The sequence below is a fragment of the Qipengyuania citrea genome, assembly GCF_024171405.1.
Classification (GTDB): Bacteria; Pseudomonadota; Alphaproteobacteria; order Sphingomonadales; family Sphingomonadaceae; genus Qipengyuania; species Qipengyuania profunda.
Genome location: NZ_JALJZT010000002.1, coordinates 297,970 through 323,575, shown reverse-complemented (window position 1 = coordinate 323,575; position 25,606 = coordinate 297,970). Strand labels below are relative to the sequence as shown.

26 protein-coding genes and 1 tRNA gene are annotated in these 25,606 nt (G+C 63.5%); 12 read left to right on the top strand and 15 right to left on the bottom strand.

Annotated features, from left to right (window positions below; translation table 11 throughout):
* Positions 1–2: 2 nt before the first annotated feature.
* Positions 3–1,064 (bottom strand): two-component system sensor histidine kinase NtrB, encoded by a 1,062-nt coding sequence (locus J2S32_RS15810; RefSeq protein WP_253515590.1) that lies wholly within the window; start codon positions 1,062–1,064, stop codon positions 3–5.
* Positions 1,061–2,080 carry a tRNA dihydrouridine synthase DusB gene (dusB, locus tag J2S32_RS02425; RefSeq protein WP_253515589.1) on the bottom strand — a complete coding sequence of 340 codons (1,020 nt, stop codon included), beginning with the start codon at positions 2,078–2,080 and terminating at the stop codon, positions 1,061–1,063. The genes J2S32_RS15810 and dusB overlap by 4 nt, the downstream gene beginning before the upstream one ends.
* A gap of 82 nt (positions 2,081–2,162) precedes the next feature.
* Between dusB and J2S32_RS02420 the strand changes: the two genes are divergently transcribed.
* From J2S32_RS02420 to J2S32_RS02410, 3 genes are read left to right on the top strand one after another with little or no spacing between them, the layout of a single operon-like run.
* Positions 2,163–3,305, top strand: a complete 1,143-nt coding sequence (locus tag J2S32_RS02420) for a bifunctional 2-C-methyl-D-erythritol 4-phosphate cytidylyltransferase/2-C-methyl-D-erythritol 2,4-cyclodiphosphate synthase (RefSeq protein ID WP_253515585.1) — start codon at positions 2,163–2,165, stop codon at positions 3,303–3,305.
* Positions 3,306–3,308: 3 nt separating this feature from the next.
* Positions 3,309–3,857: a hypothetical protein gene (locus J2S32_RS02415; RefSeq protein ID WP_253515583.1), complete on the top strand. Its 549-nt coding sequence runs from the start codon at positions 3,309–3,311 to the stop codon at positions 3,855–3,857.
* Positions 3,854–4,354, top strand: coding sequence for a CinA family protein (locus J2S32_RS02410; protein WP_253515581.1), 501 nt, complete (start codon positions 3,854–3,856; stop codon positions 4,352–4,354). The genes J2S32_RS02415 and J2S32_RS02410 overlap by 4 nt, the downstream gene beginning before the upstream one ends.
* Here the strand turns inward: J2S32_RS02410 and J2S32_RS02405 are convergent.
* Positions 4,351–4,806 carry a type II toxin-antitoxin system RatA family toxin gene (locus tag J2S32_RS02405; protein WP_253515580.1) on the bottom strand — a complete coding sequence of 152 codons (456 nt, stop codon included), beginning with the start codon at positions 4,804–4,806 and terminating at the stop codon, positions 4,351–4,353. The two genes, J2S32_RS02410 and J2S32_RS02405, sit on opposite strands and share 4 nt — an antisense overlap.
* Positions 4,806–5,747: a lipoyl synthase gene (gene lipA / locus J2S32_RS02400; protein WP_253515579.1), complete on the bottom strand. Its 942-nt coding sequence runs from the start codon at positions 5,745–5,747 to the stop codon at positions 4,806–4,808. Before lipA ends, J2S32_RS02405 begins: the two co-directional genes overlap by 1 nt.
* A 97-nt stretch (positions 5,748–5,844) precedes the next feature.
* Here lipA and J2S32_RS02395 point away from each other — a divergent pair, with 97 nt between their 5' ends.
* Together J2S32_RS02395 and J2S32_RS02390 are read left to right on the top strand one after the other, a co-directional pair.
* Positions 5,845–6,483 (top strand): carbonic anhydrase, encoded by a 639-nt coding sequence (locus J2S32_RS02395; protein WP_253515578.1) that lies wholly within the window; start codon positions 5,845–5,847, stop codon positions 6,481–6,483.
* Between the two features lie 36 nt (positions 6,484–6,519).
* Complete coding sequence (locus J2S32_RS02390; RefSeq protein ID WP_253515577.1) at positions 6,520–7,239, top strand: NYN domain-containing protein; 720 nt, start codon at positions 6,520–6,522, stop codon at positions 7,237–7,239.
* A 59-nt stretch (positions 7,240–7,298) separates the two neighbouring features.
* Here J2S32_RS02390 and J2S32_RS02385 read toward each other — a convergent pair whose 3' ends face one another.
* The gene (locus J2S32_RS02385) at positions 7,299–8,579 is read right to left on the bottom strand and encodes a hypothetical protein (protein ID WP_253515576.1); all 1,281 of its coding nucleotides are present in this window, start codon (positions 8,577–8,579) and stop codon (positions 7,299–7,301) included.
* 303 nt (positions 8,580–8,882) lie between these two features.
* Here J2S32_RS02385 and gyrA point away from each other — a divergent pair, with 303 nt between their 5' ends.
* Complete coding sequence (gyrA, locus tag J2S32_RS02380; RefSeq protein WP_253515574.1) at positions 8,883–11,720, top strand: DNA gyrase subunit A; 2,838 nt, start codon at positions 8,883–8,885, stop codon at positions 11,718–11,720.
* A 77-nt stretch (positions 11,721–11,797) separates the two neighbouring features.
* Here gyrA and J2S32_RS02375 read toward each other — a convergent pair whose 3' ends face one another.
* Positions 11,798–12,466 (bottom strand): lysoplasmalogenase, encoded by a 669-nt coding sequence (locus J2S32_RS02375; RefSeq protein ID WP_253515571.1) that lies wholly within the window; start codon positions 12,464–12,466, stop codon positions 11,798–11,800.
* A gap of 53 nt (positions 12,467–12,519) precedes the next feature.
* On the opposite strand from J2S32_RS02375, the gene trmFO reads away from it, so the two are divergent.
* Positions 12,520–13,887, top strand: coding sequence for a methylenetetrahydrofolate--tRNA-(uracil(54)-C(5))-methyltransferase (FADH(2)-oxidizing) TrmFO (trmFO, locus tag J2S32_RS02370; RefSeq protein WP_253515569.1), 1,368 nt, complete (start codon positions 12,520–12,522; stop codon positions 13,885–13,887).
* Here trmFO and J2S32_RS02365 read toward each other — a convergent pair.
* The 5 genes from J2S32_RS02365 to J2S32_RS02345 form a co-directional block, all read right to left on the bottom strand.
* A complete protein-coding gene (locus tag J2S32_RS02365; RefSeq protein ID WP_253515567.1) occupies positions 13,884–14,342 on the bottom strand; it encodes an EF-hand domain-containing protein in 459 nt (152 codons plus the stop codon). The two genes, trmFO and J2S32_RS02365, sit on opposite strands and share 4 nt — an antisense overlap.
* A 33-nt stretch (positions 14,343–14,375) precedes the next feature.
* On the bottom strand, positions 14,376–15,053 hold the full coding sequence (locus J2S32_RS02360) for a hypothetical protein (RefSeq protein WP_253515565.1): 678 nt from the start codon (positions 15,051–15,053) through the stop codon (positions 14,376–14,378).
* A gap of 1 nt (position 15,054) precedes the next feature.
* Positions 15,055–16,440, bottom strand: coding sequence for a pyruvate dehydrogenase complex E1 component subunit beta (locus J2S32_RS02355; protein WP_253515564.1), 1,386 nt, complete (start codon positions 16,438–16,440; stop codon positions 15,055–15,057).
* A gap of 3 nt (positions 16,441–16,443) precedes the next feature.
* Entirely contained in the window at positions 16,444–17,520 is a 1,077-nt protein-coding gene (gene pdhA, locus J2S32_RS02350) for a pyruvate dehydrogenase (acetyl-transferring) E1 component subunit alpha (protein WP_253515563.1), read from the bottom strand.
* Between the two features lie 126 nt (positions 17,521–17,646).
* Positions 17,647–17,943, bottom strand: a complete 297-nt coding sequence (locus J2S32_RS02345) for an FtsB family cell division protein (RefSeq protein ID WP_253515562.1) — start codon at positions 17,941–17,943, stop codon at positions 17,647–17,649.
* Between the two features lie 190 nt (positions 17,944–18,133).
* Between J2S32_RS02345 and hppD the strand changes: the two genes are divergently transcribed.
* The 5 genes from hppD to J2S32_RS02320 all read left to right on the top strand — a co-directional run bounded on the left by hppD (position 18,134) and on the right by J2S32_RS02320 (position 22,907).
* Positions 18,134–19,255, top strand: a complete 1,122-nt coding sequence (hppD, locus tag J2S32_RS02340) for a 4-hydroxyphenylpyruvate dioxygenase (RefSeq protein WP_253515561.1) — start codon at positions 18,134–18,136, stop codon at positions 19,253–19,255.
* A complete protein-coding gene (locus J2S32_RS02335; protein WP_253515560.1) occupies positions 19,252–19,824 on the top strand; it encodes a VOC family protein in 573 nt (190 codons plus the stop codon). The genes hppD and J2S32_RS02335 overlap by 4 nt, the downstream gene beginning before the upstream one ends.
* A gap of 66 nt (positions 19,825–19,890) precedes the next feature.
* On the top strand, positions 19,891–20,769 hold the full coding sequence (locus J2S32_RS02330) for a mechanosensitive ion channel family protein (RefSeq protein ID WP_253515559.1): 879 nt from the start codon (positions 19,891–19,893) through the stop codon (positions 20,767–20,769).
* 48 nt (positions 20,770–20,817) lie between these two features.
* Positions 20,818–21,732 (top strand): haloalkane dehalogenase, encoded by a 915-nt coding sequence (locus J2S32_RS02325; RefSeq protein ID WP_253515556.1) that lies wholly within the window; start codon positions 20,818–20,820, stop codon positions 21,730–21,732.
* A complete protein-coding gene (locus J2S32_RS02320; RefSeq protein WP_253515554.1) occupies positions 21,729–22,907 on the top strand; it encodes an MFS transporter in 1,179 nt (392 codons plus the stop codon). The genes J2S32_RS02325 and J2S32_RS02320 overlap by 4 nt, the downstream gene beginning before the upstream one ends.
* An 877-nt stretch (positions 22,908–23,784) precedes the next feature.
* On the opposite strand, the gene J2S32_RS02315 is transcribed toward J2S32_RS02320, so the two are convergent.
* From J2S32_RS02315 to grxC, 4 genes are all read right to left on the bottom strand, one after another.
* Positions 23,785–23,861, bottom strand: a tRNA-Arg gene (locus J2S32_RS02315).
* A 38-nt stretch (positions 23,862–23,899) separates the two neighbouring features.
* On the bottom strand, positions 23,900–24,361 hold the full coding sequence (locus J2S32_RS02310; RefSeq protein WP_253515553.1) for a DUF1178 family protein: 462 nt from the start codon (positions 24,359–24,361) through the stop codon (positions 23,900–23,902).
* Between the two features lie 9 nt (positions 24,362–24,370).
* A complete protein-coding gene (locus tag J2S32_RS02305) occupies positions 24,371–25,189 on the bottom strand; it encodes a carbon-nitrogen hydrolase family protein (RefSeq protein WP_253515552.1) in 819 nt (272 codons plus the stop codon).
* A complete protein-coding gene (grxC, locus tag J2S32_RS02300) occupies positions 25,189–25,452 on the bottom strand; it encodes a glutaredoxin 3 (RefSeq protein ID WP_253515551.1) in 264 nt (87 codons plus the stop codon). The genes J2S32_RS02305 and grxC overlap by 1 nt, the downstream gene beginning before the upstream one ends.
* Positions 25,453–25,606: the final 154 nt, after the last annotated feature.

Below are 25,606 nucleotides of genomic sequence, written 5' to 3'. Positions count from 1 at the left end.
CCCTAGCCCGCCACCGGCAGGTTGATGCGGAAATGGGTTTCGCCCGCCCGCTCGTCACGCGCATGCGAGATGCGCCCGCCCATGTCGCGCAGCAGCTTGCGTACGAGCGCGAGCCCGAGGCCCTGGCCATGCGGCTTGCTCGATACGAAGGGTTCGAACACGTGGTCACGCAGCGCCGGATCGATCCCCGCACCGCCATCGGTCACGGTGATCTCGATCGGGAGGCGCGTCGCCTTGCCCAGCCGGATCGTGTTGAACACCAACCCGCTGACGAAACGCGTCCGCACGCTGACGCGGGGATTTTCCATGCCCGCGCTCGCGTCGCAGGCGTTGGCGATCAGATTGATCAGCACCTGCTCCAGCGCGCCCTGATCGGCAGCCACGGGGGGCAGCGAGGGATCGAATTCCTCGACCAGTTCGCAGGGGGCGCTGCGCCCGGTGCGTACCGTGGCCATGGCATTGCGGATCGCCTCGTGCAAATTGCACGGCCCGGTGATCTCCACCGGTTTCGCGCCGAGCTGCTGCATTCGGTCGATCAGCTGGGCGATCCGGTCCACCTCGGCGGAGATCATCTGCGCCAGCGGCTTGTCCTTGCCGGCAACCCGCCGGGCCAGCAGCTGGCTCGCCCCGCGAATGGCCGACAACGGGTTCTTGATTTCGTGGGCGAGAACTGCCGGCGCGCGCAATTCCACGCGCTCGTTCTCATCCTCGTCATTCGCCGGTTGTCCCGCATCCGAAAGCGTGATCACCCGCCACCCCGCCTCGCCATGCATGGGGGAGCTGCTGATGTTGACGCGCCGGTCGCCGATAGCGGTCGCGATCGTGACGCCGCGCGCGATAACCTGCGCATCGACCGTCGCCAGCCTCTCGCTCAAGCGCTCGTCGGAAATGCCGATGACGTCCCAGAAGCGCTTCTCGCACAGCTTGCGTGCGCTGCGGCCAAGCATTTCCTCGGCCGCGTGGTTGGCCTCGACGATATTGTCATCCTCGTCGAGCAGCAGGACCGCGAAGATCAGCGCGGCGAGCTGAGCGCGCGCATCGGGTGCGCCGGCGAGTGTGCTCACGCGGCGCGGCGCCGCAGGAAGGGTTCGTAGAAGGTTTCGATTTCCTCGAGCACCTTGCGCGGATCGTCGATGAAATTGACGAAATTGCGGAACTCGGCGGAGCCGTGCATGCCCTTGGTATACCAGCCCAGATGCTTGCGCGCGATTTTGGTGCCGACCCCTTCGCCATAATGATCGAGCATCGACTCGTAATGCTCAACCAGCACGTCGTATTGCTCGTCGAATGAGGGGGTTTCGAGCATTTCACCGGTGCGCCACCAATGCATGATCTGGCCCAAAAGCCACGGTTTTCCGTAAGCCCCGCGCCCGATCATGATCCCGTCGGCCCCCGATTGTTCAAGCGCGGCCGCGGCATCGGCGATCGTGCAAATATCCCCATTGGCGATAACCGGGATCGAAACCGCGTCCTTCACCTTGCGGATAAACGCCCAGTCGGCGTGGCCCTTATACATCTGGTTGCGCGTCCGGCCGTGGACGGTGATCATCTTGACCCCCAGATCCTCGGCAATGCGCGCAAGTTCGGGGGCGTTGAGATCGGCATGATCCCAGCCCATCCGCATCTTGACGGTCACCGGCACATCAACCGCCTTGACCGTCGCTTCCATCAGCTTCGTCGCCAGCGGCACTTCGCGCATCAGCGCCGAGCCGGCGAGCTGGCCGACGACCTTGCGCACCGGACAGCCGAAATTGATGTCGATGATCGCCGCGCCATTGTCCTGCTGGAGTTTCGCCGCGTCGCCCATACTCACCGGGTCGCAGCCGACGAGCTGCATCGAGACGGGCTCCTCGGTCGCATCCCACGCGGCCTTCTGGACGCTCTGGCGCGTTTCGCGGATGGCCGCCTCGCTCGCGATCATCTCGGTCACGTTGAGGCCCGAGCCATAACGCCGCACCAGGCGGCGGAACGGGAGGTCAGTCACACCGGTCATCGGCGCGAGCACGACCGGCGTGTCGATCGACACGTCGCCGACGAGGATCGGCTGCGGCGGAGCCGAAGGAAGGGGATGCAAGGTCATGCCGGGGTTCATTGCCTAAATATTGGGCAGGCACATAGTGCGTTGCAGCGCAAACGGCAAGCCGCTAGCGCGCTGCTTTCGTATGCAGGATCCAGCTCCCCTCCCCGGCTTCGCCGCGATCGTGGTCGCGGCCGGTCAGGGCCTGCGCGCAGGACAACCCCTGCCCAAGCAATTTGCGCACTGGCGGGGCAAGCCGGTGCTGCGACACTCGGTGGAAAGCCTGATTGCGGCGGGTGCCAGCCCCATCGTCATCGCCGTGCCCGAGAATGGCGAGCAGGCGGCGCAGGCGGCGCTAGCGGGGCTCGAGGGATTTCGGCTGGTGACAGGCGGCGAGACGCGCCAGCAATCGGTCGCCCGCGCGCTGCGAGCCCTAGGCGCGGCCGAACGCGTGCTCATCCATGACGCAGCGCGTCCTGACCTCCCGCGTGCTGTCATCGCGCGCCTGCTGGCTGCTCTCGATGACCACGCCGGAGCGATCCCCGTGCTGCCGGTGGTCGACAGCCTGTCACTCGATACAGGCGGTATGATGACGGGGACGGCACCGCGCGAGCAATTGCGCCGGGTGCAGACCCCGCAGGCATTTCGCTTCGCGGCGATCCTCGCCGCTCACAATGCCTGGCAGGGCGATGCCCCCGCCGGAGACGATGCACAGGTCTTGCGCGCGGCCGGCGGCGAGGTCGCGCATGTGACGGGTGACGAACGTCTGGCCAAACTGACTTTCGCGGAGGATTTCATGACCCGACTGCCACCCGTACGGACCGGGATGGGATACGACGTCCACCGCCTTGCCGTAGGTGAGGAACTCTGGCTCGGCGGTATCCGCATCGAGCATGACAAGGGGCTGGCGGGGCACAGCGATGCCGATGTCGGCCTGCATGCCATCGTCGATGCCCTGCTTGGAGCGATCGGCAATGGCGACATCGGTAGCCATTTCCCGCCCAGCGACCCGCAATGGAAGGGTGCCAGCAGCGACCGTTTCCTGACCCATGCCGCGCAGCTCGTTGGCGATGCCGGTTACGCGATCGGCAATATCGACCTGACGATCATCTGCGAGGCACCCAAGATCGGCCCGTACCGTGAAGCCATGCGGACCCGGATCGCCGAACTGCTCGGCGTTGACATCCATGCCATATCGGTAAAGGCCACCACCACCGAACGGCTGGGGTTTACCGGACGCGGTGAAGGGATCGCGGCGCAGGCCGTCGCAACGATTATCAGGGAGTAACGGGTGAGCAAATCGAACTACGGCAAGATCGCTGCAGGAGCAGTGGCGAGTATTGGGCTGCTGCACGCGCAAGCGGTGTTCGCGCAGCAGTGCATCGCGCCTGAAGACCTGACCGATGCCGGAATTTATGCGGTTCCGGTAATTGCCGAAGGCTTCGCGGCATCCTGCACGCCCTATCTCGAATCGGACGGGTTCTTCGCGTCCCGCGGCGGGGAGTTCGTCGCGCCCTATGCCGCGATGCAAACCGAAAGCTGGCCCGGAACCCTGCGCGTATTCATGAACTTCGCCACCAGCGGGCAAGAGGACGGGGCCGCGAGCGAGCGGTCGGAGATGTTCAGGAGCCTGCCGCCCGAAGCGCTGCGTCCCTTCGTGGATGCTTTCCTCGCACAGAAAATCGGCGAGGAGATCAAACCCGACGATTGCGCGAAGATCGAACGCGCGATGGAATTGCTCGCCCCGCTGCCGCCCGAGAATTTCGGCGGCTTGCTGGCCTTCGTGCTGGATGTCTCCAAGGTGAGGGATCCGCAGGTATGCGATCCCGACCGCCCATGACCACCGCCCTTCTCCCGCCGGATATCGAAGACCTCGCGCGCACGGTCGTCGAAGCCAATTCCGCCGCCGGCCGGCAGGTCGCCGTGGCGGAAAGTTGCACCGGTGGCCTGGTCGCCGCGGCCTTGACCGAGATTCCCGGATCGTCCGCCATGTTCGATCGCGGCTTCGTGACCTATTCCAACGAATCGAAGATGGAAACGCTCGGCGTCCCGCTCGAGATCATCGAAACCTTCGGCGCGGTGTCGATCGCTTGTGCCTGGGCGATGGCCAAGGGCGCGCTGGAGAAGAGCAAGGCCGATGTCGCGGTCGCGATCAGCGGCGTTGCCGGCCCCGGTGGCGGCACCGATCTCAAGCCTGTGGGTACGGTCGTCTTTGCGCGCGTGGTGCGCGGCGATGAGGGTGAGCCCGAGGGCGAGCTCAAGCTCTTCGAACCGACCTCGCGCGCGGATATCCGCCGCGCCGCGACGATTTGCGCGCTCGAACTATTGCTGCCCTAAAGGTTGGCGGCGGCGTTTTCCCGGCCATAGAGCGCATCGGCGCGGTCTTCGAAGGCCTGCACCATCTTGCGGAAAGCGCGGTCGAAATACTGCCCGGCCAGCGCCTCGAACACGGCGTTGCGGAAGGTGAAATCGACGCAGAAATCGATCTCGCATCCGCCGTCTTCGGTGGGCGTGAAGGTCCAGTTGTTGTCGAGATCCTTGAGCGGCCCATCGACGTAGAACACTTCGAGATGCTCGGGCCGCTGCTTGACGACGCGTGAGGTAAACTTCTCGCGGATTGCCTTGAACCCGACCAGCATGTCGGCGGTCATTTCGGTTTCGCTGTCGCTGCGCACGCGGGTCGCGACGACCCACGGCAGGAACTCGCCATAGCTGCCGACATCGGCGACGAGGTCGAACATCTGCTCCTGGCTGTAGGGCAGCCGCCGTTTCTCACGGATGCCGGGCATCAGGCGCCCTGCTTGGCTAGCTTTGCTTCGCGCGCTGCGCGCATTTCGGCGAAATCGTCACCCGCATGATAGCTCGACCGGGTCAGCGGGCTCGAGGCGACCTGGAGGAAGCCCTTGGCGCGCGCGATCGAACCATAGGCAGCGAACTGCTTGGGCGTGACGAAATCCTCGACCTTGGCATGCTTGGGCGTGGGCTGGAGATACTGGCCCATGGTGATGAAATCGATACCCGCACTGCGCATGTCGTCCATCACCTGGTGCACTTCGAGCCGCCCCTCCCCAAGGCCGAGCATGATGCCCGATTTGGTGAAGATCAGCGGGTTGTTCGCCTTTGCCTCTTCGAGCAGGCGCAGCGAAGCGTAATAGCGCGCACCCGGGCGGATCGTGGGATAGAGCCGCGGGACGGTTTCCAGATTGTGGTTGAACACGTCGGGTCCAGCTTCGCAGATTTCCGCGATCGACTCCTTCATCCGTCCCTTGAAGTCGGGCGTGAGGATTTCGATCGTCGTATTCGGCGTTTCGCGGCGCAGCGCGTTGATGACCTTGACGAACTGTCCCGCACCGCGATCGGGCAGATCGTCGCGGTCGACGCTGGTGATCACGATATGCTCCAGCCCCATCGCCGCCGCAGCGGTCGCGGTGTGCTCGGGCTCGAGCGGATCGACCGGCATCGGCATGCCCGTCTTGATGTTGCAGAACCGGCAGGCGCGCGTGCAGGTATCGCCAAGGATCATCACCGTGGCGTGTTTCTTGGTCCAGCATTCGCCAATGTTCGGACAGGCCGCTTCCTCGCACACCGTGTGCAAATTGAGTTCGCGCATCAGCTTGCGCGTTTCCTGATAGCCCTTGCTGACGGGCGCCTTGACCCTGATCCAGTCGGGCTTGCGTTGCATCTTGGGGCGTTCGCCCTCGGGCTGGGGTGCGGAGGAGAGGTCGTTCATGTCGCCGCCCATCTAGGCCCCCTCCCCGCCCACGGCAACCCACCGCCAGTCGCACCGGTACTTGCGTCGCACCACGTTTCCGGGCAGCGGAGGGCGCATGAAGACATTTGCCGATATGATTGAAGGATATGGCCGTTTCCGCGAAGGCGACTGGCAGCGCCAGCACGATCGCTGGGAGCAGCTCAAGGGCGGCCAGTCGCCGCAGGTCATGGTCATCGCCTGTTCGGACAGCCGGGTCGATCCGGCGCAGATTTTCGACGTCGATCCGGGCGAGATATTCGTCGTCCGCAATGTCGCGGCGCTGGTCCCGCCATTCGAAACCACCCCCGGACGTCACGGCGTATCGGCCGCGCTCGAATTTGCCGTCCAGTTCCTCAAGGTGCGCGAAGTGGTCGTTATGGGCCACGGCATGTGCGGCGGCTGCAAGGCCGCGCTGACGCAGGACTTGCATGGCAATGAGCTCGGCGAAGGTGGCTTCGTCGCGCATTGGATCGACATGCTCGATACGGTACGCGGACCGATCGCCGCCACGCAGGGCACCAGCGGACGCGCCGCAGAGCGCGCAATGGAACTGGCGGCGGTCAAGGTCAGCCTGGAAAACCTGCGCACCTTCCCCTGCGTGCGAGAGAAGGAAGCCGACGGATCGCTCGCCGTGCGCGGCGCCTATTTCGCGATTTCGGATGGCATCCTGCACCTGCTCGACGAAGCGAGCGGGGAGTTCCTGCCCGCCTCGTGACTTGCGCCGCGCGGGTACTGCGGTCATGGAGCGGGCATGTCGGAATTCGAACAGCGCAACATCGCCCTTCTCATCGATTCGGATAATGCGAGCCCCTCGGGGATCGATCCGGTCCTGACCGTCCTCGCCGAGCTGGGCCAGGTGAATATCCGCCGGGCCTATGGCAATTGGCGCAAGACCAGCCTCAAGGGCTGGATCGACCTGATGCACCGCTATGGCATCGAACCGCAGCAGCAGTTCGACATGACCAAGGGCAAGAACGCCACCGACATGAAGATGACGATCGATGCGATGGACCTGCTCTATCGCGGCCGCGTCCACGGCTTCGGGATCATGAGTTCGGACAGCGATTTCATGCCGCTTGCCATGCGTATCCGGCAGGACGGCCTGCCGGTGTACGGTTTCGGCGGCGCGAAGACCCCCGAAGCATTCCGCCAGGCCTGCACCCGTTTCATCGACGTGAATGCGCTGATCAAGGCCGAAAAAGGCAGCCGCAAGGAAGGCGGACCGAGCAAGGAATCGAACGTTCTCGACAAGGAACTGCTCGACCTCTTGTTCGATGCCTATGCCGCCAGCAAGCGCGACGACAAGGGTTACGCCAATTTGTCCGAAGTCGGTCAGCGGGCGGGCAACCGGTCGAGCTTCGACACCCGCAACTACGGGTTTGCGCGGCTCACTGATCTGATCGAGACGATCCCCAATTTCTCGGTCGAACGCCGCGGGAACGGCCAGAGCTTCGTCAAGCGGTTGCGCTGACGAAAAAAGGGCGCGAACCGCAGTCCGCGCCCTTCTCATTCGGTCCGAGCTAAACGCTCTTACATCGTATCTGCAGCCTGCTGTGCGGTGTAAATCGCCCACAGATTAGCGATCGGCTTGCGCGCACCTTCGACCTTATTGAAGGTCGCTTCGGCTTCGGCGAATTTGCCCTGGTCGAACTGGGCGATCCCAAGGCGGGTCATGATCATCGCCGTATTGGCACCCGGAATGGCCAGCGCCTTCGTGTAGAAGGTTTCCGCATCCGCCGGACGATCGTGGCTGAGCAGGGTGTCGCCCGCAGCGAGAACGGTGTTGATAGTCGCACCCGCCTTGTTCGCGTCGGCAATCAGCCCGTCCATATCGGCCCGGTCGGCTGCCGTGCGCTCGGCGGCCTGGCGGCGGGTGTCGGTGACATAGGGATCGGTCCGGTCGAGGAAGCCCTTCTCATAGCCCTCGTCGATTACCGAAACCACTTCCGCGGGAAGGCGGCGATAATCGGCGGCGTCGACATATTCGAGATACAGCTTGCCGTCGCGCAGGACGCCAACCCGCTTGCCGAGACGCAGAAGGTCGAGGATCTCGGGGTTCTCGTAACCACCGGTGTTCAGCAGGATGGCGACCGCATCGCCCCAGCTGTCCTCGCCCGGGTACTGGGTCACGTACCAGCTCGAATACTTGTTGGCCTCGGCGTTGAGGTTGTTGTTGTAAGCCTGCGCCAGACCGCGCTTCAGCCATGCCTCGTCGACCGGTTCACCGGCAGCGACCTTGGCGTTGATGAGGTCGCTCAGATAGGTAAGACCCTGCTGCGCCTGGTCTTCCGCGAAGTAGCTTTCCGCGACGAAGATCAGCGGATCATTGTCGGTATAGCCGGCGTCTGCCGAAGCCTGGAAGTAGGGCCGTGCCTTGGCATAATCCTCCGCCGCATAGGCGAGCTGCCCGGCAACGAAGTTGAACTGGCCGATGTTTTCTTCGGGCACATTGCCGCTCTGCAGCATCAGTTCCATGCCCTGCAGCGCGACCGTCTGGTCCTGCTGCTTGGCAGCGTTGGAATAGATGAAGCTGCCCGCCGCATAGCGGTCGTCATTGTTCTCGGTCGCTGCGATCAGGCCGGGAAAGCCCGCCTTGAGCGCGGGATAGTCGAGCGGCTCGGTAGTCGCGATGACTTCGAGCGGCTGGTAGGTCGCGATGAAGGCCTTCGAATATTTCGGCTTCGACTTCTTCTGCGCGAATGCCGGAGTTTCGATTGCCGCGGCGCCGATCACGCCGCCGGTCGCCAGAGCGATGGCCAGAGCGAAGGTCGAAGCTGCGCCGTTCTTGCGGGCGAGACGAGTGAAAATCATGTGGTAAACTCCCAAGAGTGAAAAGGGGGCTGAGCGCGCCGGGCGCCGATATGAAAAGGACTGGGCGGCACATGCCGCGTGCGGGCGCTCATTGCAAATTCTTCTACCGGAACGGGGCTGAACGCGCATTGAATGCGCCTCCGCCCCCCGGTTCATGGTTACTATTCGCGACTGCACCACCCATATGTGGAAAAAGCGCGCGAAACCGGGCTTTGGTTCCCGCTCGCGAGTGGCGCTAGCGCGCCCTTTCGCCTAGGCTCCAAACCATCAGAACATAAGCATTTCGCAGTACGGAAACACATCTTGTCCGACGATACCGATCTTCTCGATATTCCCGCTCCCGGCGGTGAAGAATACGCGCGCATCGACATCGTCGATGAAATGAAAACCAGCTATCTCGATTACGCGATGAGCGTGATCGTGAGCCGGGCGCTCCCCGATGTGCGTGACGGCCTCAAGCCGGTCCACCGGCGCATTCTTTTTGCGAGCCAGGAAGGCGGCTTCGTCGCCGGACGAGCCTATCGCAAGAGCGCCAAGATCGTTGGCGACGTGATGGGTAACTATCACCCGCACGGCGATTCCGCGATCTACGATGCGCTGGCGCGCATGACGCAAGACTGGTCGCTGCGGGTCCCGCTGATCGATGGCCAGGGCAATTTCGGCTCGATGGATCCCGATCCGCCGGCTAGCATGCGTTATACCGAAGCGCGACTGGCGCGGGTCGCCAACTCGCTGCTCGACGATCTCGACAAGGACACCGTCGATTTCACCGACAATTACGATGGCTCGCGACGCGAACCAACGGTGCTCCCGGCGCGTTTCCCGAACCTTCTGGTCAATGGTGCGGGCGGCATCGCGGTCGGCATGGCGACCAATATCCCGCCGCATAATCTGGGCGAAGTGATCGACGGCTGTCTCGCCTTTATCGAGAACCCCGCGATTACCTCCGAAGAACTGTTCGAGATCATTCCGGGGCCGGATTTCCCCACTGCGCCGCTTATCCTCGGCAAATCGGGCGCGCGCTCGGCCTATACCACCGGTCGCGGGTCGATTCTCCAGCGTGCCCGCCACGAGATCGAAACCAAGGGCAACCGCCAGTCGATCGTGCTGACGTCGATCCCCTATCAGGTCGGCAAGAACGCATTGGTCGAGAAGATCGCCGAAGCCGCGAAGGAGAAGCGGATCGAAGGTGTCTCCGACATCCGCGACGAATCGAGCCGCGAAGGTGTGCGGATGGTCGTCGACCTCAAGCGCGATGCCTCGCCCGAAGTCGTGCTCAACCAGATCTGGCGCTATACCCCGGCGCAGGCGAGCTTCCCCGCGAATATGCTGGCAATCCGCGGCGGCCGCCCCGAAGTGCTGACGCTTCGCGACTTCATCCAGGCCTTCATCACCTTCCGCGAAGAGGTCATCACGCGGCGGACCAAGTTCGAACTGAACAAGGCCCGCGAACGCGCGCACATCTTGCTTGGCCTGGTCGTCGCCGTGTCCAACCTCGACGAGGTCGTGGCGATGATCCGCAGTTCGCCCAATCCGGCGGAGGCGCGCGCCAAGCTGCTCGTCAAGGAATGGCCGATCGGCGATATCGCGCAGTATATCGCGCTGGTCGAAGCGATCGAACCGACCGACGAACAATCGGGCGGGACCTATCGCCTGTCCGAACGACAGGTGAAGGCGATCCTCGATCTGCGGCTGCATCGCCTGACCGCACTGGGCCGCGACGAGATCGGTGACGAACTCAAGGATCTCAGTTTGGCGATCGAGGAATACCTCTCGATCCTTGCCGACCGGGTGAAGCTCTACGCCGTGCTGCGTGAAGAGCTCGAAGAGATCCGCAACACCTATGCCACGCCTCGGATCAGCGAAATCGCCCCCGCGTGGGACGGGATCGAGGACGAAGACCTGATCGAGCGCGAGGAGATGGTCGTTACGGTCACGCATGGCGGCTATATCAAGCGCACCCCGCTCGATGCCTTCCGCGCCCAGGCGCGCGGCGGCAAGGGACGCAGCGGAATGGCCACCAAGGAAGAAGACGCAGTCGTCGAAATGTTCGTCACTTCGACGCATAACCCCGTGCTTTTCTTCACCAATACCGGCCGCGTCTACCGCATGAAGGTGTGGAAGCTTCCCGAAGGCGGACCGCAGACCAAGGGCCGTCCGATGGTCAATCTGCTGCCACTGGGCGACGAGGAACGCGTTACCAACGTCCTCCCCCTGCCCGAGGACGAAAGCGAGTGGAGCACGCTCAACATCGTTTTCGCCACCGAACAGGGGATGGTGCGGCGCAATTCGATGGATGCCTTCACCAACGTGCCCAGCAATGGCAAATACGCGATGGGCTTCGTCGAAGGCAGCGGTGACCGGCTCATCGGCGTGCGGCTGCTCAAGGAAGACCAGGAAATCTTCCTTGCGTCGGATGCCGGCAAGGCGATCCGCTTCTCCGCCACCGATGCGCGCGAAACCAAGAGCCGGACCGGGATCGGCGTCCGCGGCATGAAGCTCAAGGATGGCCAGAAGGTCGTCTCGATGGCGGTGCTCGAAACCGGCGAACGCGATACCGATGTGCGCGATGCCTATCTCCGCGCCGCCGACTGGAAGAACAACGAGAACACCCCGACGCTCGACGAGGCGAAGGTTGCCGAGATGGCCGAGGCGGAGGAATTCATCCTGACGCTGACCGCCAATGGCTATGGCAAGATCTCGACCGCGTACGAATATCGCACCACCGGGCGCGGCGGTCAGGGCCTGACCAATATCGGCGAACCGACGAGCAATCCGGATCGCAATGGTCCAGTCGTCGCCAGCTTCCCCGTACGCCACGGCATGCAGTTGATGCTGGTGACCGACCGGGCGAAACTGATCCGCCTGCCGCTGCAGTTCCGCCACATGCTCGAAGACGGTTTCGAGACGCATGAAGGCTATTCGATCTCGGGACGCGGATCGTCGGGCGTGCGTATCTTCAACGTCGCCAAGGGCGAGCAGATCGTCGGCGCCGCGCGCATCGACGAGACCGAGGAACCCGAGAACGAGGCGGAAGAGGCGGTGGCGGACGAAATCGCCGACCGCGGCGGGCTCGACAAGACCGAGCCCTACACCACTGTGCATTCGGACAAGAACATCGACGAGGAACCGGGCGGCTAGTCGCACGCCCCTGTGTCGATCCACCTTCCAGCCCGCGTCCGGCCCAGCGCCGTGCGCGGGCTGTTTGCTTCGGCCGGTCAGCCTATTGCGCGGTCATGATCCTTCCGGAGCGTCTGGACCACACCCACCGCAATGAGGAACTGGGCACCGTAATAGAGCGGCCAGATCAGCCAGCCGGTGACCAGATCGGGTAGCACTGCGGCCTCGCGGGCGAAGATCAGCAAGTCGCTGACGACGAACATGACCGCGCCCAGGCCCACCCGATAGCGCGGGAAGCGGCTGGTCCACGCCGCCGCTGCCATCGCGCCGACAATCGCCGAATAGCCCGTCGCCACCAGCCAGTTCTCGATGGGGTAGGTCATCAGCGCCGCGATCAGCGGCGTCAGCACCAGCAGGCTCAGCCCCGCAAGCGCCTGGCTCGGACTGGCCTTGGCGCGCCGGTTGCGCAGATAGAGCACGATCGCGATGGCATGCCCGATCGCGAACAGCGCGCCGCCGATCAGGAAGCTGGTTTCCAGCGCGATGTCGCCCATCGCACCAAACGCCAGGGCCGCCGCAATCAGCGCCCCGTCGGACCCGCGCCCGCGAAAGGCGGCATAGACGGCGAGGAAAGCAACCCCCGCCCCCTTCCACAGCATCAACCAGATGCCGCCGATCGGCGCGTCGCTCACGAAGAAATAGCTGATCCCGGCGATCAGGCTGATAAGTAACCAGGGGCGATGATCGACGAGGGCACGGTGCGGCATGGCGCGACGCTAGGCCTTGTCGAACCGCCCATGCAAGCATTAGGGCGCGCGCGATGACCCATGATATCCACATAATCGGCGGCGGCCTCGCGGGGAGCGAAGCCGCATGGCAGCTCGCACGCCGCGGCTGCCGCGTCCGCCTGTCCGAAATGCGCGGCAGCGGCGAGATGACGCCCGCCCACCAGACCGACGGCCTCGCCGAGCTCGTGTGCTCGAACAGCTTCCGCTCGGACGACGATACCAAGAACGCCGTCGGCCTGCTGCATCACGAGATGCGCCGGCTCGACAGCTTGGTCATGCGGGCGGGCGAAGTCGCGCGCGTGCCTGCGGGTTCGGCGATGGCAGTGGACCGCGATGTCTTTTCGGCCGAGGTTCAGCGCACGCTGGAAGAACACCCCAATGTCACCGTGGTGCGCGAAAGGGTCGACGCGCTGCCTGCCGAGGGGCCGACGATTGTCTCCACAGGGCCGCTGACCGCGCAGACGCTGGCAGAAAGTATTGTTGGCGCAACCGGCCAGGACCGCCTCGCCTTTTTCGATGCTATCGCGCCGATCATTCACCGCGACAGCATCGACATGAGCAAATGCTGGATCCAGTCGCGCTGGAACAAGCGCACGGCGGCCAGCAACGAGGACGGCGATTACATCAACTGCCCGATGACCAGGGAGCAGTATCTCGCTTTCCACCAGGGCCTGATCGACGGCGACAAGACCGAATTCAAGCAATGGGAAGCCGACACGCCCTATTTCGATGGCTGCATGCCGATCGAGGTGATGGCCGCGCGCGGTGTCGAGACGCTGCGCTATGGCCCGATGAAGGGCGTCGGCCTCGACAATCCCTACGACACCAGCGAGGAACACCCGCAGGGACGCTGGCCCTATGCGGTGGTGCAGCTACGGCAGGACAACAAGCTGGGCACGCTTTGGAACATGGTCGGCTTCCAGACCAAACTCAAATACGGCGCGCAGATCGAGCTTTTCCGCACGATCCCGGGGCTCGAGAATGCCGAGTTTGCGCGGCTGGGCGGGCTGCACCGCAACACCTTCATCAATTCGCCGCTGGTGCTCGATCGCCAGCTGCGGCTGAAGGGCGGCGAGCACATCCGCTTCGCCGGGCAGATCACCGGCTGCGAAGGGTATGTCGAAAGTTCGGCGGTTGGACTGATGGCGGGATTGATGGCCGCGGCCGAACTGGCGGGCCGTGACTGGACCGCTCCGCCGCGAACCTCGGCATTCGGCGCGCTGCTGTCGCATATCACCGGCGATGCCGAAGCTGCGACCTTCCAGCCCATGAATGTCAATTTCGGGCTGTTCCCGCCGCTGCACGATGTCGGCAAGAAGGTCCGCAAGGAAGCCTATACCAACCGGGCGAAGGAAGACTTCGGGCAGTGGCTCGGCGCGATGGAAACCGTGCCTGCCTAGCAGGCGCAGCGGCGTGTCTTGGTCGGCTTTGGTGCGGTGGTGGCAAACTCGCCCGGGGTCAGCTGGTTGTCGCCATCGGCATCAGCCCCCTCGAACTTGGTCACCGTGGCCACTGCCCATTCCTCGAAGTCGAGTAGGTTGTTGCCGTCGGTATCGAGCTTGCGGAATCCATCGGTTCGGCTCGACAGCATTTCGGTCCGCGTGATCCGCCAGTCGCGATTGCGGTCATAGCGGAAGAAGCGGCGCTGTTCCTTGGTCAGTTCGGTCGACTCCGGTGGTGCGGGCCCCACCAGATCGCCGGGATCGGACGCCGGGACCTCGGATAGCGGTTCCGATGTCTCCACCGGCTGCGGCGGCGGTGCTCCGCGTTCGACCTGCGCCCTGCCCTGCCACCAGAACGCGCCCAACCCGACAAGGGCCAGCGCCACCAGGGCTCCGAGGACCATCCGGCTCATGGAAACGCACCTCCTTCGACCGCTGGCCTCTGCCTAGCGTCCAACCATGCCCAACCGCAAGGCTACCAAGGGGCTGAAGCGATCGCCCAGCATCGCGGCGCCATCGGCACGCAGCGACCGCCGCGCTAGCCCGCCGATAACCGCGAGCGGTCGCATGTTTCGGGGTAGAGAGAGAGGTTTGTTAGCGCGGTGGGCGCTCTGCTCGAGCGCATAGGAACGCTCCTCCTCTCTCTGCGCATGGATCGCAAGGTCTGCCAGAGCCCAGAGCTCGCCTGCTCTTGCAGCTTCCAGCGCGTGATCCGGGTGCGAGAGCTGATCGACGAGCCCCCTCGCCAGATCCCCCCGCCCCGCGACGAAGCGCATCATATCCGCTTCGGCAAGTGGCCGGTCGCCGAGCAGTGCTTCCCAGCCATCGACTAGCGCCAGCAACGCCGCTTCGCGGCCATGCCAGCGCTGCCCGATCAGGTCGAGCAGCGGGTCGCCCCGTGGCCGATCGTCGATTGGCGTGCCCAATTGGTCACGCCACCACGCGAGCCGGACCTGCCCGAGCATCGGTTCGCTCGCGCCGAGCACCATGCGCCCGATCCGCCCGTCGAGAGCCAGCGCGGCAAGCCACGGATCGCGGTTCCTGCCGGTGCTGGCAAAAGCGATCCGCGACACCTCCGGCAGTTCTTCCTGCAGATCGTCCATCCCGGTGGAGCGCCTGCTCACGTCAGTCGCGATAGCAGACCTTCTTTACCGCCTGCACGATCCGCGGCGTATCGATCAGCGCCAGCTTCTCGAGATTGGCCGCATAGGGCAGCGGAACGTCTTCATTGCACACACGGGTGACGGGGGCATCGAGATGGTCGAAGCCCTCGTCCATGCAGATCGCGATCACTTCGGATGCGATCGAACAGGTGGGCCAGCCTTCCTCGGCGATGACCAGGCGATTGGTCTTGGCCAGCGAGGCGAGCACCGCCTCCTTGTCGAGCGGGCGCAGCGTGCGCAGGTCGATGACCTCGGCGTCGATACCCTCCCCGGCGAGCTGCTCGGCCGCTTCGAGCGCGAGCCCGACCGCGATCGAATAGGCGACGATGGTGACATCCGCGCCTTCGCGCATGATCCGTGCCTTGCCGATCGGCAGGACGTAATCGTCGAGATCGGGCACCTCGAAGCTGCGGCCGTAGACCAGCTCGTTCTCGAGGAAGACAACCGGGTCTTCGCAGCGGATCGCCGCCTTCATCAGCCCCTTGGCATCGGCGGCATCATAGGGCGCGATCACGATCAGGCCGGGAACACTGGCGTACCACGGGCCGAAGTTCTGGCTGTGCTGCGCGCCGACGCGGCTGGCCGCGCCATTGGGGCCGCGGAAGACCACCGGGCAGCGCATCTGTCCGCCCGACATGTAATTGGTCTTGGCCGCCGAATTGATGATGTGGTCGATCGCCTGCATGGCGAAGTTGAAAGTCATGAACTCGACGATGGGGCGCAGGCCGCCCATCGCCGCGCCGGTGCCGATGCCGGCGAAACCATATTCGGTGATCGGCGTGTCGATCACGCGCTTGGGGCCGAATTCGTCGAGCAGGCCCTGGGTGACCTTGTAGGCCCCCTGGTACTCGGCAACTTCCTCGCCCATCACGAAGACGCGCTCGTCGGCACGCATTTCCTCGGCCATGCCATCGCGCAGCGCTTCGCGCACGGTGGTCGAGGTAAAGCCGGTACCCTCGGGAACCTCCGGATCCTTCACATCGGTCTTGCGGACGGGCTTGGTGATCTCCGCCTCGCTCGGCTCGCGGCCGACGTCCTTGCCTTCACCCGGCGTATCGTTGACCGGTGCGCTGGCGGCGGGCGCTTCGACATCGGCTGCGTCCTCACCCTCGACGGCCAGCATCGCGATAACCGCGCCGACCTTCACGCCTTCGGTGCCTTCTTCGATCAGGATCTTGCCGAGCGTGCCTTCATCGACCGCTTCGAATTCCATCGTCGCCTTGTCGGTTTCGATCTCGGCGATGATGTCGCCGGCGACGATTTCGTCACCTTCGGCCTTGAGCCATTTGGCCAGCGTTCCTTCTTCCATCGTCGGCGACAGCGCGGGCATTTTGAGTTCGATGGCCATGGCTTAATACTCCCCCACCAGAACATCGGTGTAGAGTTCGCCGGCTTCGGGTTCGGGCGAGCTTTCGGCAAAATCGGCGGCCTGGGTCACGGTTTTGCGGATATCCTTGTCGATCGCCTTGAGTTCATCCTCGGTCGAACCGTTTTCGAGCAGCAGCTTCTTGATCCCCTCGATCGGGTCCTTGTGCTCGCGCACGTCCTGCACTTCCTCGCGCGTGCGGTATTTCGCCGGGTCGGACATCGAATGCCCGCGATAGCGATAGGTGTTGCATTCCATCAGCACCGGACCCTTGCCCTCGCGTACATGCTGGAAGGCGATCTCGGCTGCCTGGCGCACTTCGAGCACGTCCATGCCGTTCACTTCCATGCCGGGAATGCGGAAGGCGGTACCGCGGCGGTGGAACTCGGTCTCGGCCGAGCTGCGCCCGACAGCCGTACCCATCGCGTATTGGTTGTTCTCGACCACGAACACGATCGGCAGTTTCCACAGCGCTGCCATGTTCATGGTCTCGTAGACCTGGCCCTGGTTGGCCGCGCCGTCGCCGAAATAGGCGAGACACAGGCCGCCATCGGCATTGTACTGATGCGCAAGCGCCAACCCGCCGCCGAGCGCCACCTGGGCGCCGACGATGCCGTGGCCGCCGTAGAATTTATGCTCGGTCGAGAACATGTGCATCGACCCGCCCTTGCCCTTGGAAATGCCCGCTTCGCGGCCGGTCAGTTCGGCCATGATCACCTTGGGGTCGAGGCCGTAGGCGAGCATGTGCCCATGGTCGCGGTAGCCGGTGATGACGCTGTCCTTGTCGCCGTCGAGCGCCGACTGGAGGCCGATCGCGACCGCTTCCTGGCCGATGTAGAGATGGCAGAACCCGCCGATGAGGCCGAGGCCATAGAGCTGCCCCGCGCGCTCCTCGAAACGGCGGATCAGCAGCATCTGCTCGTAGAAGTGGAGCATCTGCTCCTTGCTCGCCGCGAAATGCTTGTTCTCCTCAAGCGCTTCCTGCAGCGAATGGAGAATGAACTCGTCATCCTCTGCGGGTGACTTCGTAGCGCTCTTCTTGCTCCGGGGGGCTTTTGCCAAGACTTCGGATCCTTGTTCTTCCGGGGAGGAATATCGTTGCGCCTATAGGCACAGGCACGCGACCCGCGCAACGGGGCAGCGCGTATGCATACGTAGCCCTTACGGAATGCAAGCGTTTCCGCTCGCTTAGTCGTCGAGCTTGATCACCACTTCATCGGGGTGGACGACGTTGAGCTGGCTGCGCAGCAATTCGCCGACCATGTCCGGATCGGCATGATCGGGATGCAGCAGCGCAACACGATTCTCGAGTGCTGTCCGCTCTGCCTGCAGGGTCGCCAGCTGGGCTTCCCGCTTGTCGAGCAGGCGCAGGTTTTCGCTCCACGCCAGCAGGCCCGACGGACCGGCGATTGCGAGGCCGCCCATGACCAGCAGCGCCGCCAGCGCAGCATGCTGCGTGACCTTCGCCTTCTGAATCGCTGCCATGGAACTCATACGTCGCATAATTTCACAGAATCACAGTTAACCGCCGCGCGCAAGGCAATTCGCATGGGTGCAAACCGCTCGTCGCACCTACGAAACTGCGCGTGGCACAGGTGGGTTCGTTCCTTGACTCAACCTGCATCGAGGCGTAACTAGTTTCCATTGAAACCAAACGCAAATGCAGAGGATTGCAATGCCCGATCTCTTCGAAAACCCCATCGGCCTCGACGGCTTCGAATTCGTCGAATTCTGCGCCCCTGAAAAGGGTGTGGTGGAACCGGTTTTCAAAGCGATGGGCTTTACCCACATTGCCACGCACCGCGCCAAGGATGTGCACTTGTGGCGCCAGGGCCGGATCAATCTGATCCTCAATTACGAACCTCGTAGCGCGGCATGGTTCTTTGCCCGCGAGCACGGCCCCTCCGCCTGCGGAATGGGCTTCCGCGTCCGCGATGCGAAGAAGGCCTATGACGAATTGCTGGCGCGCGGCGCGGAGCCCGTTGCGGTCGAAACCGGCGCGATGGAACTGCGCATCCCTGCGATCCGCGGGATCGGCGGCGCGATCGTCTATCTGATCGACCGCTACGAAGACGAGCATGGCGAGGGGCTGTCGATCTACGACATCGACTTCGACTATCTCGAGGGCGTCGATCGCCACCCGGTCGGGGCCGGCTTCAACGTGATCGATCACCTGACGCACAACGTCTACAACGGCCGCATGAAATATTGGGCGGACTATTACGAAACGCTGTTCAATTTCCGCGAGATCCGCTTCTTCGACATCAAGGGCGAATATACCGGCCTGACCTCCAAGGCGCTGACCGCGCCCGATGGCAAGATCCGCATTCCGCTCAACGAGGAAGGCGAAGGCGGCAAGGGCCAGATCGAGGAGTTCCTGCGCGAGTTCAACGGCGAAGGCATCCAACATATCGCGCTGATCTGCGACAATCTGCTCGCCTGCTGGGACAATCTGAAAGACCTCGGCGTACCCTTCATGACCGCGCCGCCCGAAACCTATTACGACATGCTCGCCGAGCGCCTGCCCGATCATGGCGAGGACGTCGATGCGCTCAAGATGCGCGGCATCCTGCTCGACGGCACCACCGAGGGCGGCCAGCCGCGCCTGCTGCTGCAGATCTTTGCCGAGGCCCAGGTCGGGCCGGTGTTCTTCGAATTCATCCAGCGCAAGGGTGACGAAGGCTTTGGCGAAGGCAATTTCAAGGCGCTCTTCGAAAGCATGGAGCGTGACCAGATCAAGCGCGGCGTGCTGAGCGTGGACGAGGCGCAGACCGCCGAGACGGAGCCGGCCGAATGAGCGAAGTCACCGAACACCCCGTAAAGCTGGGCGGCGTCCATCACGCCGCCTATCGCTGCAAGGACGCCAAAGAGACCGTCGAATGGTACGGCAAGGTCCTCGGCATGGACTACACCACCGCCTTTGCCGAAGACCACGTCCCCTCGACCGGCGAATACGACCCCTACATGCATGTGTTCCTCGACGCGGGCAACGGCAACATCCTCGCCTTCTTCGAACTGCCCAACCAGCAGGACATGGGCCGCGACGAGAACACCCCCGCCTGGGTCCAGCACCTTGCGTTCAAGGTAGGGAGCGAAGCCGAACTGCTCGCCGCCAAGGCCCATGTCGAGAGCCTCGGTATCGAAGTGCTCGGGCCGACGCATCACGGGATCTTCAAGTCGATCTATTTCTTCGACCCGAACGGGCACCGCGTCGAGCTCGCCACAGATATCGGTACGGACGAGCAATATGCCGAGCTCAAGCGCGTTGCGCCGATGATGCTCGACGAGTGGAGCCAAACCAAGAAAGCACCGCGCCACGCCGACTGGCTGCACGAACTTGCCCGCAAGGAACACGGGGTCGGCTGATGACCCCTGCCAGACCGGAACCTCGCCCTTTGTATTGCGTTGCAGCGCAAAGGGAGTTCCGCTTTCGTGAATTACATCGCTACGCTGCGCGAACAGCTGCAGGAAATGGGTCAGGGTTTCGTCGAAGCCCTCCCCACCCTCGCGATCGCGGTTTTCATCGTCTTTCTCACCTGGATCATCGCGCGCTTCGCTGCGCGCATTTCCGATGTGATCGTGGGGCGCACCGAACTGCGCACCAGCCTCAAGACGCTGATCGACACGCTGGTCAAGCTGGCCATCTGGATCATTGGCCTGTTCATCGCCGCGATCGTAGTGATGCCCGACCTGACCTTCGCCAGCCTGCTCGCCGGGCTGGGGATCGGCGCGGTGGCGATCGGCTTCGCCTTCCAGGACATCTTCGAGAATTTCCTTGCCGGCGTGCTCATCATGGTGCGCGAGAAAATGCGCATCGGCGATGTCATCGAATGCGAGGACATCACCGGCAAGGTCGAGCATATCACCCTGCGCGAAACGCATATCCGCAAGCTGTCCGGCGAACTGACCGTCGTTCCCAACTCGATCCTGTTCAAGAACCCGGTGGAAATCATAACCGACCGCGACGAGCGTCGGCACGAGGTCGTGGTCGGCGTTTCCTACGATACGCAGCTCGACCATGCCGCAAACGTAATCCGCCGCGCGGTCGAGGGGCTCGAGGACGTGCTGGCGAGCAAGGGCGTCGACATCTTCGCGCAGGAATTCAATTCCAGCTCGGTCGATTTCCTCGTGCGCTGGTGGGCGGGTTCGACCCCGCGCGATGGCTGGGAAAGCAAGGACAAGGTCGTGCGCGCCATCAAGGCTGCGCTGGATGAGGCGGGGATCGAGATCCCCTTCCCCTATGTCACGCATACCTTCAAGGAAACCGTGCCGGTCAGCCACTTGGGTGACACCCGCCGCAAGACGCCTTAAGGTTTCGAATCAAGACCGGGTTATCGGTCGCCTCTGGAGGAGAGACCGATGCAGATCCTGCGCACGCCCGCCGAACGCTTTGCCGACATTCCCGATTATCCCTTCGCCGAGCATTGGTTCGAGGTCGATCTCGGCGACGGGCTGAGCGCGCGCCAGCATTATGTCGACGAGGGGCCGCGCGATGCCCCGCCGGTGCTGCTGTTCCATGGCGAGCCGAGCTGGTCGTTCCTCTATCGCAAGATGATCCCGATCCTGGTGGATGCGGGATTTCGCGTGCTCGCGCCCGACCTCATCGGCTTCGGCAAGAGCGACAAGCCCGACGATATCGACTTCTACACCTATGCGCGCCATGTCGATTGGCTGAAACAGTGGCGCGCTGCAGTCGAACCGCGCCCGGCGGCGCTGTTCTGTCAGGACTGGGGTGGTCTGCTGGGCCTGCGCATGGTTGCGCACGACCCCGACCTGTTCGCCTGCGTCGTCGCCAGCAACACTTTCCTTCCCGCGGGCGGTACAGCCAGCGAGGCCTTCCTCGCATGGCGCGAATTTGCCCGCAGCTCACCCGATTTCCGCATCGGCGCCCTACTCGACCGGGCCACGGCGACCACGCGCAGCGAAGCCGAAATTGCCGCCTATGACGCGCCCTTCCCCGACGAACCTTCGAAAGCAGGGGCACGCGCCTTTCCCGCGCTGGTCCCGGTCGCGGACGGCATGCCCGGGGTCGAGGACAACAAGCGCGCCTGGCCCGCCCTTGCCGCTTACGACAAGCCGTTCCAGACCCTGTTCGGCGAAGACGATCCGATCACCAGGGGCAGCGAGCAGTTCCTGATCGAGCGGATCGCGGGCGCGCAGGACCAGCCCCACCGCACGCTTTCGACCTGCGGCCATTTCTGTCAGGAAGACCAGCCCGAGTTACTGGCACAAGGGATCATCGACATGGCGCGCAAAGCGGGTCACCTCGCTTGAACCAAACCGCGCGACTGACCGGCGCCCAGGAAACCTCGCTCGCCATTGTGGCGGCGGTGGTGACGGCGAACGCCTATTACATCCATCCGATCATTGCGCTGGTCGCCGATCATTTCGGTGTCAGCCATGCGCGGATCGGGCTCGTGCCCGCGCTCAACCAGCTGGCACTCGCGGTGGGCATCTTCATGCTGCTGCCGCTGGGCGACCGGATCTCCAACCGCCGGCTGACGATCGCCTTCGCGACAGGCCAGACGGTGTGTCTGGCAATCATGACGCTGGCGCAGGATTTCACCCTGTTCGTCATCGGCTCAACCCTGCTCGGCTATTTCACCATCGCGCCCTATTTGCTGCCCGCTTACGCCTCCAAGCGGGTTGCGCCCGAGCGGCTCGGACAGGTAACCGCCAAGCTGACCGCGGGGGTCATCCTCGGCATTCTCGTGGCGCGGGTCGGTGCGGGAGTGATCGCCGAACATTTCGGCTGGCGAGCGGTCTACTGGATCGCCACCGGGTTGATGCTGGCCATCACGGTCGCTCTGCCGCGCCTGATGGAGGGCGGCGAACGCTCCGCCAGTTCCCGCCAATCCTACCCCAGCCTGCTCTTTTCGGTTTTCCCGCTGATCGGCAAACACCGTGAAATCCTGCTCGCCGGCGCGATCCAGGGGCTCAATTTCGCGCAGTTCATCGCGCTCTGGCTGGGCCTTGCGCTGTACCTGACCTCGCCCGCGATGGGCTATGGTACCGATACGGTCGGCTATCTTGCCGGACTTGCCGCGGTGAGCATATTTTCAACCCCGCGGCTGGGGCGCTGGTCGGACGCGGTCGGCCCGCGCAAGGCGCGCATGATCTTCGCCATCATCCAGCTTGGCGGGATCGCGCTGCTGTGGCCGCTTGGCGGAACCTTGTGGGGCCTGCTCGTGCCGCTGTTCGTCACCAATCTCGTCGGCCCCGGGATCGATGTGACGGGGAGGATGACCTTCCTCGCGCTCGACCCGGCAATCCGCACGCGGCTGACCACGATTTATGTCGTCATCATGTTTATCGGCGGCGGATTGGGCAGCTATGCCGGCACCGTTGCCTATGACGCCTATGGCTGGGCTGGAACTTGTGCCTTGCTCGGGCTGTGCTCGGTCGCGTTGACCGGTTTGACAATGCTGACCCGCCGCTACGGCAGGTAGTGGTGCGCCCTACATGATAAAGATAGGCAGTCAGATCATTGGGAAATCTCCATCGCCGGCCCATTCTGACCTTCAATCACAGGACGGACGACTTTGAGTTACAATATTCTTCCCATGCCCTTGCCGACGATATGAGCAGGCCTTCATAATGAGAGGCCCAAAGCTCGAGACCAAATTTCGCAGCCAAAGCCTTCTCGAATCGAATGGGTGCGACTGTCGTCTTTCGTGGGAGCTTTAAGGAATCCTCCCGCGTAGCGCGACGGAGGTCCGCACCCTCGAAAGATGTGACCATTTCAACGCCATCTCGCGGCATTATGTAACATGGCTTCGGAATTTCACTCGCAATGTCTTTGCTACCTCGTAGCTTCCACATCCCGTGATGTATTCGACCATCCAAGGTCCAGCCACACAACAGCGGCCCCACCCCCGAAAGACCTTCAATAGACACAATAGGGTCTTGAAATATTTTATCAAATACAGCGATATAAAATACAGTCCCGGGAAATATCACTTGGCAATAGCCAAAATAACCATTTGCCAGTTGAAATTCATAAATGTCGCTACGCTTAGGGCTCATTAGGTAACCTTTTCAACCCTCGTTCAACAGATACTATTGGCGCCAGAGTTACCGACGCGACTACCTCGGCAGCTACCAATTTCGTTCCTGGCATTTTCCGTGTCACCAACAGGGTTCGCCATATTTGTCGGCCCTCCGTGGGCATCTGTTTGTCGCTGCTCAGCTTGCTTCCATGGGAAATTGGTGCGCCCGACAGGATAGGCGCCTGCGGCGCCGTCTCCGCTGCGCTCCGACTCCAAACGAGGCTCGCTCCCGATGCGCCGAACCACATGAGGCGGCCCGTCACCGGACCGCCTCATGTGGTGCGCCCGACAGGATTCGAACCTGTGGCCCCCAGATTAGGAATCTGATGCTCTATCCGACTGAGCTACGGGCGCGGCCAGGCCCCGTATAGCGGCTCGGACTCGCGGTGCAATCAGTTGAGTTCGTCGGGCGGCGCGACCGGCACCAGCAGCGGTGCCACCGAAATGCCCTCGGCGACCATGTCTTCGGCCTCGTCGCGCGTGGCGCGGCCGTGGATCGGCGCCTCGTCGGCCTCGCCATAGTGCATCTCGCGGGCCTTCTCGGCGAATTGGTCGCCCACCCAGGTGCTGCTTTCGAGCGCCTTGCTCTGCGCCCGGGCGAGCGTTTCGAAGGCTTTCTTGACCTCCACCGGCATGTTGCCCTTGGCCAGTTGCGTGCCGGTGTCCCCGCCCGCTTCGCGCGTGCTGGACTTTGCCGGAACCGAGGGGGCCATCGGGGCCTTGCCGATCTCCTCGCTTCCGCATTGCGGGCAGGTGAGCAGACCCTCGGCCTGCTGCGCGGCATAGTCGTCCGATGAGCCGAACCAGCCTTCGAACCGGTGGCCTTCGCCGCAGGAAAGGTCGAAAACGATCATGATGGCGGCCTAATTGGCGATTTCACGGCGGTTGGCAAGGCTGGGCACCTGCGCACGGACCTCGGCGATCCGGGCAAGATCGATGTCGGCAAAGCCCAGTCCCGGCTCCTCGCCGCCCATATCGAGCAGCACTTCGCCCCAGGGGTCGACCACCAGGCTGTGGCCATAGGTCCGCCGCCCGTCCGCATGCTCGCCGACCTGTGCCGCGGCGACCACGAAGGCGCTCGCTTCGATCGCGCGGGCACGCTGGAGGACGTGCCAATGCGCGGTGCCGGTGGGAACGGTGAATGCGGCGGGGATGGCGATGCAGTCGCATTGCGCTTGGCCCAATGCATCGAACAGCGCGGGAAAGCGGATGTCGTAGCAAACCGTCAGGCCAAGCCGGCCGACCGGCGTGTCCCCGATGGTCGTCACGCCATTCCCTGCCTGATACGCGTTCGATTCCCGCCAGCTTTCGCCGCTGGCGAGGTCGACATCGAACATGTGGATCTTGTCATAGCGCGCTGCGATCTGACCCTGCGGATCGATCACGAAAGCGCGATTGGCCCAGCGGCCGCCACCAACATCCACGGCCAGCGAGCCCAGCGAGGCCCAGATGCCCGCGCGGCTTGCTGCATCGCGAACTCGCGCCAGCGCCGCCGTTTCTTGTTCCGCTACGATACTCTCAGCGGCCCGTTTCCGGTCGCGATCGAGCAGGCCCGACATCTCGGGAGTGAACAGCATTTCCGCGCCCTCGGCCGCCGCCTTCGTCACGGCGTGCTCGAGCGTGGCTGCATTGGCTTCGGGATCCACCCCCGAGGTCATCTGCAACAGGGCGATCTTCGGCATCAGCCGTTTAGCAAAGCGTCGAGCTTGCCCTCGCGTTCGAGCGCGGCGAGCTCGTCGGAGCCGCCGACATGCGTATCGCCGACGAAAATCTGCGGCACGGTCATCGCGCCGGGCGCGCGCTCGCGCATTTCGTCGCGCTTGGGTCCGCCCATGGTGATGTCGAATTCGGCATAATCCACGCCCTTTTCATCAAGCAGGCGCTTGGCCCGGTAGCAATATCCGCACCCGAATTTGGTATAGATGTCGACTTGGGGCTGGCTCATGGAAATCCTCTTGTTTTCAGCGTCGAAGCTAGCGCGCGCCGGAGAGACTTGAAAGCCAAATCGGCGTGCCTATCTCGAATGGGCCGCCACGATGTCCGGGGCGGCGACGGGGTGCCGAATGCGGGCCCCGCCATCATAGAATCGCTCAACAGAG